Source organism: Novosphingobium sp. FW305-C-111 (genome assembly GCF_058783565.1).
The window spans coordinates 196,287-209,616 of record NZ_JBYSYP010000004.1; the positions used below are offsets into that span (position 1 = coordinate 196,287).

The window sequence follows — 13,330 nt, forward strand, 5'->3', positions numbered from 1 at the left end:
GGAGGGACTAGGGGTGGGCCGGGAGCCTCCGTCCTCTGCAGAACAGGCCCACCCCCGCCCGCTGTTCGCTGGCGCGAACGCCTTCGGCTCCCCGCAAGCGGGAGGGGAGTTCAGCCGAGCCGAGCTCGTCTCGGCGGCCCGCCAATCGATCCGCAAGGGTTCCAAAAGCTTTGCCGCCGCCAGCCTGCTGTTCGACCGCACTACCCGCGAGCGGGTGTGGATGCTCTACGCCTGGTGCCGCGCCTGCGATGACCTCGCCGATGCGCAGGACCATGGCGGGGCGCTGGGCGTCACCGCGCTGCCCTCAGTTCCGTCCGTCCTGAGCTCGTCGAAGGACAGTCCTTCCCTTTCGGATCGCAGCGCCGGCGGTGAAGAAATGGGCGGTGCTTCGACAGGCTCAGCACGGACGGGTAAAGTGGGAAATCCGGAAGCCCGCCTCGCCCTGATCCGCGAACGTACGCTGCTCGCCTTCGCCGGCAAGCCCACCGGCGACTTCGCGTTTGACGCGCTCGGCGTCGTCGCGCGGGAGACCGGCCTGACGCCCGCGATGGCCGAAGCGGTGATCGCCGGGTTCGCGCTCGACACCGCCGGGTGGGAGCCCCGCTCGGAGCGCGACCTCATGCAATATTGCTGGCACGTCGCCGGCGCGGTGGGCGTGATGATGGCGGTGGTCATGGGCGTGTCGCCCGACGACGAGGACACGCTGGACCGCGCCGCCGACCTGGGTTTCGCGTTCCAGCTGGCCAACATCGCCCGCGACCTGTGCGAGGACGACGCCGCCGGGCGCTGCTACCTGCCGCTCGAATGGCTGGTCGAGGCCGATATTCCGCCGGGCGAGCAGATGAAGCCGAACCACCGCAAGGCGATCGTCGGGATGGTCGCGAGGATGGGCGAGATAACCCGCGCCCACGAAGCCTCGGCCCGAATCGGCGCGGCCCGGCTTGCCCCGCGCCAGCGCTGGGCGGTGCTGGCGGCGGCGGGGATCTATGGCCAGATCGCGCGGATGGTCGAAGCGGCCGGCGAGCACGCCTGGGACCACCGCGCGGTCGTGCCGGGCCGCGCCAAGCTCGGCTGGATCGGCAAGGCCGGCTGGGCGGCGCTGCGCGCTGCGCCCGCCGACAGCGAGGCCCTCGCCAAAGGCCGCCGCTTCACCCGGCGGGACTTCGCCTGACCCTTCACTGACATTCGTGCAAGTAAGGCTGGACAAGCGCCGGATAACTTGCATCAATGGACCTGCCTTTTTGGGAGAGGGCGGGGAACATGAAGAAGACGGTACGCACGGCGATCGGCGTCGGCCTGATGGCGCTTGCGATTTCGGGATGCAGCAAGTTCAAGGGCTCGATCGAGACCAGGGACGAAAGCCAGGTCGCACAGGCCCAGTATCCCGAACGGGTGTTCTGGGGCGACACGCACCTTCACACGGCCAACTCGGTCGATGCCTTCGCATTCGGCAACCGGCTCGGACCCGAGGAAGCGCTGCGCTTCGCCCGCGGCGAGGAAGTGACCTCCTCGACGGGCCAGAAAGCCAAGCTGGAGCGCCCGCTCGACTTTCTGGTCATCACCGACCACGGCGAGGCCCTCGGCGCGACCCGCGCGCTTTATGATGCGCCCGGGATCCTGATCCGCGACCCCACCCTCAAGCGCTGGCATGACATGATGCACGAAGGGCCGGAAGGCTCACAGCGCGCCACCGCCGAGATGCTCGACGCTCGCGCCAAGGGCAACCTGCCCGCCGACATCACCGATCCCAAGCAGGCCGAGGAGCGCACGAAGTCTGTCTGGGAGGACAACGCCCGCGCGGTCGAGCGCTATAACGAGCCGGGCAAGTTCACCGCCTTCCTGGGCTTCGAATACACTCTGATGCAAGGCGGCAACAACCTTCACCGCAACGTGATCTTCCGCGACGGGTGGCAGAAGGTGAAGAGCGTCGTCCCGCTCGACCCGCAGACCCAGACCACGCCCGAAAAGCTGTGGGACTACATGGACGCCTACGAGAAAAGCACCGGCGGCAAGGTGCTGGCGATCCCGCACAACTCGAACGTGTCCAACGGCCTGATGTTCATGATGACCGAGCCTTCGGGCCAGCCCATGAGCGCGGACTACGCCCGCCGCCGCGCCGCGCACGAACCGCTGGTCGAGATCACCCAGATCAAGGGCGACAGCGAAGCGCATCCGTTCCTGTCCCCCAACGACGAGTTCGCGGGCTATGGCGTGCAGGGCTGGGAACTGTCGAACCTGATGATGACCGAACCCAAGGTCCCGTCGATGTTCGCCGCCGAATACGTGCGCGAGGCGCTGAAGCGCGGTCTGCTGATCGAGCAGCAGACCGGGGTGAATCCCTACAAGTTCGGCCTCATCGGCTCGACCGACAGCCACACGTCGCTGTCCACCGGGGACGAGAGCAACTTCTTCGGCAAGCATGCCGGAAACGAACCCAGCGCGATCCGCGCGACCGCCGAGCAGAATCTCGGCACCCGCAAGGGCCGGTTCGGCTGGCACTACCTCGCGGGCGGCTATGCCGGCGTCTGGGCGACCGCCAACACGCGCAGCGCCATCTTCGATGCGATGATGCGGCGCGAGGTCTATGCCACCACCGGGCCGCGGATGACCGTGCGCGTGTTCGGCGGGTGGGACTTCACCGCCAATGACCTTGCGGGCGATTGGGTCAAGGCCGGCTATGCCCGCGGCGTGCCGATGGGCGGCAGCCTCGCCACCGGCAAGCAGGGCCGGCCGAGCTTCATCGTCTCCGCCCTCAAGGACCCGATCGGCGCGAACCTCGACCGGGTGCAGGTGGTCAAGGGCTGGGTCGACAAGGGCGGGCAGCTTCACGAGAAGATCTACGACGTGGTCTGGTCGAGCCCGGACACCCGCAAGATGACCGGCGGCAAGCTCGCCCCGGTGGGCGATACGGTGGACGTCGCCAAGGCGACCTACGCCAACACCATCGGCGCGCCCTCGCTCTCGACGGTGTGGGTCGATCCGGAGTTCGATCCCTCGCTGCGGGCGTTCTACTACGTCCGCGTGCTGGAGATCCCGACGCCGAGCTGGCCCGCCTACGACGCGGTCCGCTTTGGCCTGAAGCTGCCGCCGGACGTGCGGGTCAAGTCGCAGGAACGGGCGTACACTTCGCCGATCTGGTATACGCCGCAGGGGTGAAGCGCATCCGCGTCCCCGCGCAGGCGGGGACCTCGTGCCGCTAACGGTCCGCCAGAACGATGGAGGTCCCCGCCTTCGCGGGGACGCGCTACATGAAGCAGAAGTTCCTCGCCGCCTTGCGCGAACCGCTGGTCCATTTCCTCCTCGCCGGCGCGGCGATCTTCGCGGTGTTCTCCAATGTCGCGCCCGATCCCGGCGAGCGGCGGATCGTGGTCGACGAGGCGCAGGTCACCCGGCTAGTCGACCGCTGGGTCGCCTCGTACCAGCGCCCGCCCAGCCCCGAGGAAATCGACGGGCTGATCCGCGAATACGTTGCCGACCAGGTCTATTACCGCGAGGCGCTGCGCCTCGGCCTCGACAAGGACGACGAGGTGGTGATGCGGCGGATGCGGACCAAGATGGAGGCCCTGTCGACCGCCACTGCCGATGCGTCGACGCCAACCGACGCCGCGCTTCAGGCGCTGATCGACCGCGATCCGGCACGCTATGCGGGTGATGCGGCGTACGATTTCGAGCAGGTCTATCTGGGCGGTGACACGCCGCAGGCGCGTGCTTCCGCGACCGCTGCGCTTCGTGCGGGGAGCGATCCTGCATCGCTCGGCAAACCCGCTGCGCTGCCCGCACGGTTTACGGCGGCGACCCGCTCCGCCATTGCCGAGCAGTTCGGCGACGATTTTGCCGCCGCACTCGCGGGCTTGCCGCAGGGCCAGTGGAGTGGCCCAGTCGCCTCGGGCCTCGGCATCCACCTCGTGCGCGTGACCAGGCGCGTGGCTCCCCCGGCCCCGAGCCTCGCCACGGTCCGCCGCAGGGTCGAGAACGACTGGCGCGCCGAGGCGGTGCGGACCGCGCGCGAGAAGACGTTCCGTGCCCTGCTGGAAGGCTACGATGTGGTGATTGAGAAGCCGCGATGAGGACACTCGTCGCAGTCCTTGCGCTCATCCTCACCCTGTTCGCCCTCCCGGCCCGCGCGGACGATCTGCGGCCCGGCTACCTCGAGCTGACCCAGCGCGACGCCGCGCACTGGCGGATGGTGTGGAAGGCGCCAATCATCGGCGGGCTCGCCACGCGCTCGCGCCCTGCCCTGCCCGCGTTCTGCACGCTCGGGCCGGGGGCACCGCGGCTCGAAGGCGGATCGCTGGTCGTCGCGCTCGACGTGACCTGCGCCAGGCCGCTCGACGGGCAGCGGATCGGGCTGTCCGGGATGGAAACCGGCTTTACCGACGCGCTGGTGCGGGTCGCGCCGCTGGGCCGCCCGGTTCAGGCGGAGCGGCTGACGCCCGACGCCCCTTTCATCACCGTCAGCCGTCAGCCCGACCGCTGGCAGGTGGCGCGGACCTACCTGAGTTTGGGCGTCGAACACATCCTGCAGGGCTATGACCACCTGCTGTTCGTGGTCGCGCTGGTCCTGCTGATCCGGCGCTGGCGCAAGCTGGCGTGGACGGTCACGGCGTTCACCGTCGCCCACTCACTGACGCTGGCGGCGACGACGCTGGGCCTCGTCCTCGTCGCGCGGCGGCCGGTGGAAATCTGCATCGCGCTGTCGATCGTGTTCCTGGCGGTGGAGATCGTCAAGGAGCCGTCCGGCCCGCCCCGGTTCGCCGCGCGGGTGCCGTGGCTGGTGGCCTTCGCCTTCGGCCTGCTCCACGGCTTCGGTTTCGCCGCCGCGCTCGCGGAGATAGGCCTGCCCCAGGGCGAGCTGCCGACCGCGCTGCTGGCGTTCAACCTGGGGGTCGAAGCGGGCCAGCTCGCGATCGTGGCCGCGGCGCTGGGCATCCTCGGCATTGTCGATCGAGTCGCAGCGAACTGGACCGTGCGGCTTCGCACTGTGACAGCCTATCTGATTGGAAGCACGGCCGCTTTCTGGATGATCCAGCGCGCGCTGGGATAGCCGCCCGTTTTGTGCGATGCTGCCCTTGTGACCGATCCCGATCCCGATCCTGCCGCCGCTCACATACCTGATCCGGAGCCCGGCCCGCTGGTCTATCGAACCCGGCTGCCGGTGCGGCTGTGGCACTGGCTCAACGCACTCAGCATTTTCGTGATGCTGATGAGCGGGATGATGATCTTCAACGCCCATCCCCGGCTCTACTGGGGCAAGGAAGGCTTCCGCGCCGCCGACGCCTGGCTGGTGATCGGGAACCGCGGGACGAGCGGCTTCCTTTCCGTCGGCGGGTTCGAGGTCCCGACGACGGGGGTGATCGGCTATGCCCAGGGCACCGCCAAGGCCTTCCCGCCGCTGGTGACGATCCCGTCGAGCTACGACCTGGCAGGCGCCCGCGAGTGGCACTTCTTCTTCGCCTGGCTGCTGGTGCTGGGCCTGCTCGGCTTTCTTGCCTGGGCATTCGCGTCGCGCCACATCCAGCGCGACATCGCCCCGACGCGCCGGGAGCTCGCGCCTTCGCACCTGTGGCACGACATCAAGCAGCACGCCCGCCTGCGCTTCCCCACGGGTGAGGCGGCGCGCGCCTATAACCCCTTGCAGAAGATCGCCTACGTCGGCGTCATCTTCATCCTGCTCCCGCTCGTGATCCTGACCGGCCTGACGATGAGCCCGACGATCAACGCCGCGGTCCCGTTCCTCGCCGACCTGTTCGGGGGGCGGCAGTCGGCGCGGTCGATCCATTTCCTTTGCGCCACCGGCTTCGCGCTGTTCATTGCGGTGCACCTGGCGATGGTGGTGCTCGCTGGGCCGTTCAACGAGCTGCGCTCGATCCTCACCGGATGGTACCGCCTGCCGCAGGAGAAGCGCCGATGACCACCCGCCGCGCCGTCCTTGCCGGAGGTTCCGGCCTGCTCCTTGCCGGGTGCGACAGGATCGTCGCCTCCCCGACCGTGCGCGAGGTGCTCTCGCTCGGCGAGGCCGCCAACCGCAGTGCGCAGCGGCTGGTGACCGATCGCAACGCACTCGCGCAGGAATTCACGGGCGCGGATCGCTCGCCGGTGTTCCGCGCCAACGGCACCCGGATGCCGACCTCGCCCGACTATGCCCGCTGGCTCGCGGGGCAGTTCAGCGAGTGGCGGCTGGAGGTTTCCGGCCTCGTCTCGAACCCGCTGTTCCTGAGCCTCGGCGACCTGCGTACCGCGCCCCAGCGCGTCCAGACCACCCGACACGACTGCGTCGAGGGCTGGAGCGCGATCGCGGAATGGACCGGGGTGCCGCTCGGCCTGGTGCTCAAGCGTGCGGGGATGCGGGCGCAGGCGCGCTACATCGTCTTCCACTGCGCCGACGACTATCGCCCGGGCAAGCCCTATTACGAGAGCATCGACCTCGTCGACGCGTTCCACCCCCAGACGATCCTCGCCCACACCCTCAACGGCGCGTCGCTGCCGGTCGAAAACGGCGCCCCGCTGCGCCTGCGGGTCGAACGCCAGCTCGGCTACAAGCACGCCAAGTACCTGACGAAAATCGAGGCGGTGGAAAGCCTCGAGGGGATCCACGGCGGCAAGGGCGGGTACTGGGAAGATAGCCACGACTACCAGTGGTACGCGGGGATTTGAGGACGAACCCAACAGCGTAGAAATTTGGACTAACTTTCGATAGTATCTTGCGCTAGGGAGACTTGGCGGCGCGGTCTGTCTGCGCCCCGGAGATCCTTGATGCGCCAGTCCATAGGCAGCGGAATTGCCTGGCGAAGCGAACGCGCCCGAAGCTGGCTGCGGCTGATGCGCTACTGCGCTGCACTGCGCACGCGCCGGCCTGTGATCGGCACTCCCCGGCCGCACGGCTTGCCGATGCCGCTCGTAGTGTCGCTGACCTCTTATCCGGCCCGCTTCGCAAATCTGCACCGGACGCTCGAATGCCTCCTTGTGCAGAGCGTCCGGCCAGATGCCGTTGTTCTGTGGATCGCCCCGGACGATATGGCGCAGCTGCCGTGGCGGGTCCGGCGACTCCAGAACCGGGGTCTCACAATCCTGCCGGCGCGCGACATTCGCTCATACAAGAAGATCATCCCGGCGCTGGAGCGGTTTCCCGACGCAGCCATCGTCACCGCCGACGACGATCTCCACTTCGCGCCGGATTGGCTGGAGCAGCTAGTCGCCGCCTGGCGGGAAAATCCGTATGCCTTGCCTTGCCACCGTGCCCACCGCATTCGCCTGTCTGCCGACGGAAGCCCTCGCCCCTACCGGGAGTGGCAGTTGGAAATCGATGCCGGTCCGGCCGGCCCCACCGTCTTCCCGACCAGTGGCGCCGGAGTCCTCTACCCGCCGGGATCGCTGCACCCCGACACTCTCCGCGAGGAGCTGTTCACCACGCTGTGCCCGATGGCCGACGATATCTGGCTTTATGCGATGGCGCGCAGGAATGGCCGGTCCTTCCGCAAGGTCGGGGACCGCAGACCGCTGGTTACTTGGGATCTCGAGCAGGATTCAGCCCTGTCGCACCACAACTTGGAATGCGGCGGCAACGACCGCCAGTTCCGCGCCGTGCTCGCGCACTATGCTGCCTGCGATATGCGCCGGCAGCGGGCGAGGTGTGCCGCGTGAAGCTCAAGGCACGCCTGAAGCACCGGGCAGACGTGGCCTTGCGCACCCTGTTGTCCCGCCTGGCCCGGCCGCTTTCGATCGAGCCCGGTGCCGGCCCATGCCTGGTGCTCGCCCCCCATCCCGACGACGAGACGCTCGGCTGTGGCAGTCTTGTCGCCGCGATGGTGGCCGCGGGCCGCGAGGTCTGGGTGGTCATCGCCGCGGACGGCGGCGGGTGCCGGCTGGCTTCGATTGTCGATCGTGACGAAGTCGTCCGGATCCGCCAGCGTGAAGCCCTGCAAGCCTGCGCGGCGCTGGGTGTCCCGGGTGAGCGCGTCGTCTTCCTCGGTCTTCCGGATGGCTCACTCGGCGCGAACCGAGGGGAGATCGTCACCGCGCTCGGCAGGGTCGCCGGACAAGTCAAGCCGAGCAGCGTTTTCGCGCCATTCCATGAAGAGGCACACCCAGATCATGTCGCGCTCGCCCAAGCGGTGCGGCTTCTTCAGGAGAGCGGCTCGCTTGCCGCGCCGGCTTTCGAATATCCAGTCTGGCTGCCGACGCGCGTCGCCGCTGGCATGCTCTTCGACAGCGCCGCCCGCGGACGGCTTCGCCGGGCAGGCCCCATCGGGGGCGGAGTGCAGTCCAAGCGCGAAGCCCTCGCCGCCTATGCCTCGCAGCGCCCGGTCTGGCGCGGCGTCCGGATCGACGGCGCGCTCTCCGACGAATTCATCGAACTGTTTGCCAATCGAGGCGAAATCTACTTCGGGAACGCGATGAGCGCGTGAGAGATGCTGGGTGAAAGGGTCCCCGCCTTCGCAGGGACTCCGATCAAAGCGGAATGTTGTCGTGCTTTTTCCAGGGGTTCTCGAGCGCCTTGTTACGCAGCTTGCGCAGGCCCAGCGCGATGCGGCGGCGGGTCGAGTGGGGGTAGATCACCTCGTCGATAAAGCCCTTGGCCGCGGCAACGAACGGGTTGGCGAAGCGGTCCTCGTATTCCTTGGTCTTTTCCGCCTGTTCCTCGGTGGAGAGACCGCGGAAGATGATCTCGACCGCGCCCTTCGCGCCCATGACCGCGATCTCGGCGGTCGGCCAGGCATAGTTGAGGTCGCCGCGCAAGTGCTTCGAGGCCATCACGTCGTAAGCCCCGCCATAGGCCTTGCGGGTGATCACGGTGATCTTCGGCACGGTCGCCTCGGCATAGGCAAACAGCAGCTTGGCGCCGTGCTTGATGATGCCGTTGTGCTCCTGCGCGGTCCCCGGGAGGAAGCCGGGGACGTCGACGAAGGTGACGATCGGAATATTGAACGCATCGCAGAAGCGCACGAACCGCGCCGCCTTCTTCGAAGAGTTGATGTCGAGCACGCCCGCCAGCACCATCGGCTGGTTGGCGACGACGCCCACGGTCTTGCCCTCGATCCGCCCGAAGCCGCAGATGATGTTGCCGGCGTGCTTGGGCTGGACCTCGAAGAAATCACCCTCGTCCATGGTCTTACGAATGACTTCGTGCATGTCGTAAGGCTGGTTGGCGCTGGCCGGGATGATCGTGTCGAGGCTAGGCTCGGCGCGGTCATAGGGATCGGCGCTCGGGCGCTCGGGCACCTCTTCCTTGTTCGACAGCGGCAGGAAATCGAAGAAATCGCGCGCCGCGAGCAGCGCCTCGATGTCGTTCTCGAGCGCGAGGTCGGCGACCGAGGTCTTGGTCGTGTGGGTGACCGCGCCGCCCAGTTCCTCTTGCGTGACGATCTCGTTGGTCACGGTCTTCACGACATCGGGACCGGTGACGAACATGTAGCTGCTGTCCTTCACCATGAAGATGAAGTCGGTCATCGCCGGCGAATAGACCGCGCCGCCCGCGCAGGGGCCCATGATGAGCGAAAGCTGCGGCACCACGCCCGACGCGAGCACGTTGCGCTGGAAAATCTCGGCATAGCCGCCGAGGCTGGCAACGCCCTCCTGAATGCGCGCGCCGCCCGAATCGTTGAGGCCGATGACGGGCGCACCGACCTTCATCGCCATGTCCATCATCTTGCAGATCTTCATGGCGTGGCGTTCGGAGACCGCGCCGCCGAATACGGTGAAGTCCTGGCTGAACACGAACACCAGGCGGCCATTGATCGTGCCGGAGCCGGTCACGACGCCGTCGCCCGGAATCGTGGTCTCGGGCATCCCGAAGTCGACGCAGTTGTGCTCGACGTAGGCGTCGACCTCTTCGAAGCTGTCCTCATCGAGCAGGACTTCGAGCCGCTCGCGCGCGGTCAGCTTGCCCTTCGAATGCTGGGCATCGATCCGCTTCTGTCCGCCACCCATGCGGGCGGCCTCGCGGCGCTTTTCCATCTCGGCGATATTGGCGGACATTGGTGTCGGCTCCCTGAAAGTCGAGCGCCCGCCTAGCCACGGCCTTGCCGCAACGTCAACCCCGCCTTTAACGGCGCGATTAAGCCTTGACGATGCCGTGCGCGATCAGGCTGCGCGCACAGTCGAGGATGGTCTCCTCCTCCGCTCGCACCTTCCAGCCCAGCACCGCCTGGCCGTGCGCCGAACTCGCATCACGCACATTGCCGAGTTCGCCGACAACCGCCCGCACCTGGGGGTTGAACAGGGCAGAGACCCTGACCAGCCAGTTCGGCAGGCCCCGCAGCGGAACCTTGCGCGCCTGCGGACCGAGCCCGTCCTTGAGCACGCGGGCGACCTCGATCATCTTCATGAAGCGCCCGGCGCAGATGAACCGTTCGCCCGCAATCCCGTCCTGCGTGAGCGCGCGGACGTGCATGTCCGCGACATCGCGGACATCGACGATGCCGAAGCCGAAGTCGGGGCAGCCCGGCAGCGCGCCCGCAAGCAATTGCCGCACGACCTCGATAGAAGCGGAAAGATCATTCGACACGACAGGCCCGAGCACCGCCGAGGGATTGACCGAGACGAACTCCATGTCCCCGCCCTCGGCCGCGACCCAGTCGCGCGCTGCGCGTTCGGCAATGGTCTTGCTCTTGACGTACGGGTACACGCCCGGGCCATCGACGTTTGTCCAGTCCGCCTCGGTGAAATGGTGCTTGCCGGGCTGGCCATAAGCGACCGCGGCGACCGACGAGGTCAGCACGAAGCGCCGTACACCCGCCTCCTTCGCGGCCCGCAGCGCCCGCAGGGCCCCCTCGCGCGCCGGGACAATCAGGTCGTTCTCGTCCTTCGGCGTGGTTGCCGGGAACGGCGAGGCGACGTGGGCGACATGGCTGCAACCGGCGCTCGCTTCCGCCCACCCGGCGTCGCTGCCGAGGTCCGCCGCAAAGAACTTCAGGCGGTCCGCGTCACCGCCCAATTGCCGCCGCAGCTCTGCCTCACGAGACAGGCTGCGCACCGTGGTGTGGACCGTCCAGCCCGCGTCGAGCAACTGCCGGATGAGGAACCCGGCAATGTAGCCGCTGCCGCCCGATACGAGGACCGTTCCTGCCATGCTTCCGACTCCCTCAGAACTTGATCATGATCCGCCGGGCCAGCGCAGGCGACAGCGAATAGACACGCGTCAGCAGCTTGACGATGCCGACATCGACCTGCGTCGCACCGTTCTCCATCCCTGCGACGATCTGCCGCGCGCATTCTTCCGGCGACATTTTCTTCGAGGTGCGTCCCGCTGTCATCTTGGTTTCGACCACCGGCGGCAGCGCCTCCATCACGCGGACGTTCGTGTCCTTGAGCTGGTGGCGCAGCGCCATGGTGTAGCTCCGCAAGGCCGCCTTGGTCGCGCAATAGACCGGCCCGCCGGCCCGCGGCGCGATGGCGAGGCCCGAGGTCACGTTGACGACCAGCGCCTCGGGCCGGCTCTTCAGCATCGGCATCAGGGCTGTGATCAGGTGGATCGGCGCGTTGAGGTTGAGGAAGATCGCCCGGTCGGACGGGCCAAGGTCAGGCTGGGCCTCTTCGCGGAAGTCGTGGTCAGCCCCGACTCCGGCGTTGTTGACGAGGACATCGATGGTGCGTCCCGCCACCGCCGAGGCAAGCGCGGCAACGCCATCCGGGGTGGCGAGGTCGGCCTCGATCGTCTCGAACCCCGCCTCGCGGGTGGCCGCGACACGCTCGGCGGTCCGGCCTGAGGTGATGACGGTCGCACCCTTGTCGCGCAGCTGGCGGATCATCTGCGCGCCGATCCCGTCGGTGCCGCCGGTCACCAGAATGGTCTTGCCCGCAAGCTGCATCGATCCGCGCCTCCCCTGTTTGCGGGGGGGAGGCTAGCGGATTGGTTGCAGATTGCAACTGGCGCGTAGGCGTCGTCCAGGACCTGATCGGGACCGCTGGCGCCCTCGCGCCCAGCTTCACAGCGGTCCCGGGTCGAGGCCCGGGACGACGCGCCATTCAGCGCCGCATTTACCGCATCAGCACCAGCTCTTCCGACATCGATGGGTGCAGCGCGACGGTCTGGTCGAAGTCGGCCTTGGTCAGCCCCGCCTTCACCGCGATCGCCACCGCCTGGAGGATTTCCGGCGATTCCGGCCCGATCATGTGGACGCCCAGCACCCGGTCGGTGCCGGCATCGACCACCAGCTTGTAGAGACCACGCTCCATCCGCCCGCCGAACACGTTCTTCATCGGGCGGAAGTCGGAGGTGAAGACCTTGATGTTGCCATACCGGTTGCGCGCCTGGCCCTCGGTCAGGCCCACGCCCGCAAGCGGCGGCTGGGAGAACACCGCGCTCGGAATGTTCTCGTAATCGACGCGCCCGTCGATCCCGCCGAACACCCTGTCGGAAAACACCTGGCCCTCGCGTATTGCAACGGGGGTGAGCTGGACCCGGTCGGTGACGTCGCCGACCGCATAGATGCTCTCGCAGGCCGTGCGGTTGTGCTCGTCGACGACGACGGCACCGTTGTCCGACAGTTCGACACCCGCGTTCTCGAGCCCGAGACCCCTGGTGTTGGGCTGACGGCCGGTCGCGACAAGCACGATGTCGGCGTTCACGGGGTCGGGCTTGCCCGGGAAGTGGACGCAGAGCGAACCGTCCTCGTTCTTCTCGACCTTCTCGATCGGACAGTTGAACTTGTACTCGATCCCCCGCGCCATCGTGATCTGGAGCAGCCGGTCGCGCAGGCTTTCGTCATAGCCGCGCAGCAGCGTTTCCGAACGAACCGCGATGGTCACGTGGCTACCCAGCGCGTTGAAAATCCCCGCGAATTCAAGGGCGATATAGCCCGCCCCCGCGATCACCACGCGCTTCGGCAGGGTTTCGAGGTGGAACACCTCGTTGGAGGTGATGCAGTGCTCGTTGCCCGGAAACTCCGGCATCACCGGCCATGCGCCGGTGGCGACGAGGATGTACTTGGCCGTAATCTCGCGCCCGCTGGCGAGCTTGACCGAATGCGGGCCGGTGACCGTGGCGCGCTCGAGGAACCGCTCGACCTTGTTGTTCTCGAGTGTCGTTGTGTAGGCGGCGTTGAGCCGGTCTACGTCGCGCAGCACGGTGTCGCGCAGCACGGCCCAATCGAACTTGAGCCCCTCGACCGTCCAGCCGTAATTCTCCGCATCGTGCAGTTCCTCGGCGAAGTGCGAGCCGTAGACGAGCAGCTTCTTGGGAACGCATCCGCGGATCACGCAGGTCCCGCCGACCCTGTATTCCTCCGCCACCGCAACGCGCGCGCCGTGGGCCGACGCCACGCGGCTGGCACGAACGCCGCCCGAGCCTGCGCCGATGACAAAGAGGTCGTAGTCGTAGTCAGCCATTGGA

General features: G+C 67.5%; 12 protein-coding genes. 8 read left to right on the forward strand and 4 right to left on the reverse strand.

Features of this window, described 5'->3' with window-relative positions; genetic code table 11:
• Window positions 1–61: 61 nt before the first annotated feature.
• From AC3WLD_RS06695 to AC3WLD_RS06730, 8 genes are all read left to right on the forward strand, one after another.
• A complete protein-coding gene (locus tag AC3WLD_RS06695; RefSeq protein WP_492556250.1) occupies window positions 62–1,171 on the forward strand; it encodes a phytoene/squalene synthase family protein in 1,110 nt (369 codons plus the stop codon).
• 89 nt (window positions 1,172–1,260) lie between these two features.
• Window positions 1,261–3,156, forward strand: a complete 1,896-nt coding sequence (locus AC3WLD_RS06700) for a DUF3604 domain-containing protein (RefSeq protein ID WP_492556168.1) — start codon at window positions 1,261–1,263, stop codon at window positions 3,154–3,156.
• A gap of 92 nt (window positions 3,157–3,248) precedes the next feature.
• The gene (locus tag AC3WLD_RS06705; RefSeq protein WP_492556169.1) at window positions 3,249–4,067 is read left to right on the forward strand and encodes a peptidyl-prolyl cis-trans isomerase; all 819 of its coding nucleotides are present in this window, start codon (window positions 3,249–3,251) and stop codon (window positions 4,065–4,067) included.
• Window positions 4,064–5,044, forward strand: a complete 981-nt coding sequence (locus tag AC3WLD_RS06710; protein ID WP_492556170.1) for a HupE/UreJ family protein — start codon at window positions 4,064–4,066, stop codon at window positions 5,042–5,044. The genes AC3WLD_RS06705 and AC3WLD_RS06710 overlap by 4 nt, the downstream gene beginning before the upstream one ends.
• Window positions 5,045–5,071: 27 nt before the next feature.
• Window positions 5,072–5,911 carry a cytochrome b/b6 domain-containing protein gene (locus tag AC3WLD_RS06715; RefSeq protein ID WP_492556171.1) on the forward strand — a complete coding sequence of 280 codons (840 nt, stop codon included), beginning with the start codon at window positions 5,072–5,074 and terminating at the stop codon, window positions 5,909–5,911.
• Window positions 5,908–6,654, forward strand: coding sequence for a molybdopterin-dependent oxidoreductase (locus AC3WLD_RS06720; RefSeq protein WP_492556172.1), 747 nt, complete (start codon window positions 5,908–5,910; stop codon window positions 6,652–6,654). The genes AC3WLD_RS06715 and AC3WLD_RS06720 overlap by 4 nt, the downstream gene beginning before the upstream one ends.
• A 99-nt stretch (window positions 6,655–6,753) precedes the next feature.
• Complete coding sequence (locus AC3WLD_RS06725; protein ID WP_492556173.1) at window positions 6,754–7,641, forward strand: glycosyltransferase family protein; 888 nt, start codon at window positions 6,754–6,756, stop codon at window positions 7,639–7,641.
• Window positions 7,638–8,405 carry a PIG-L deacetylase family protein gene (locus tag AC3WLD_RS06730; RefSeq protein WP_492556174.1) on the forward strand — a complete coding sequence of 256 codons (768 nt, stop codon included), beginning with the start codon at window positions 7,638–7,640 and terminating at the stop codon, window positions 8,403–8,405. The genes AC3WLD_RS06725 and AC3WLD_RS06730 overlap by 4 nt, the downstream gene beginning before the upstream one ends.
• 43 nt (window positions 8,406–8,448) lie before the next feature.
• On the opposite strand, the gene AC3WLD_RS06735 is transcribed toward AC3WLD_RS06730, so the two are convergent.
• The 4 genes from AC3WLD_RS06735 to gorA all read right to left on the reverse strand — a co-directional run bounded on the left by AC3WLD_RS06735 (window position 8,449) and on the right by gorA (window position 13,326).
• Entirely contained in the window at window positions 8,449–9,975 is a 1,527-nt protein-coding gene (locus AC3WLD_RS06735) for an acyl-CoA carboxylase subunit beta (protein WP_492556175.1), read from the reverse strand.
• 79 nt (window positions 9,976–10,054) lie between these two features.
• On the reverse strand, window positions 10,055–11,068 hold the full coding sequence (locus tag AC3WLD_RS06740) for an SDR family oxidoreductase (protein WP_492556176.1): 1,014 nt from the start codon (window positions 11,066–11,068) through the stop codon (window positions 10,055–10,057).
• 13 nt (window positions 11,069–11,081) lie between these two features.
• Window positions 11,082–11,807 carry an SDR family oxidoreductase gene (locus AC3WLD_RS06745; protein ID WP_492556177.1) on the reverse strand — a complete coding sequence of 242 codons (726 nt, stop codon included), beginning with the start codon at window positions 11,805–11,807 and terminating at the stop codon, window positions 11,082–11,084.
• A gap of 169 nt (window positions 11,808–11,976) precedes the next feature.
• Window positions 11,977–13,326: a glutathione-disulfide reductase gene (gorA, locus tag AC3WLD_RS06750; RefSeq protein WP_492556178.1), complete on the reverse strand. Its 1,350-nt coding sequence runs from the start codon at window positions 13,324–13,326 to the stop codon at window positions 11,977–11,979.
• Between the last annotated feature and the right edge of the window lie 4 nt (window positions 13,327–13,330).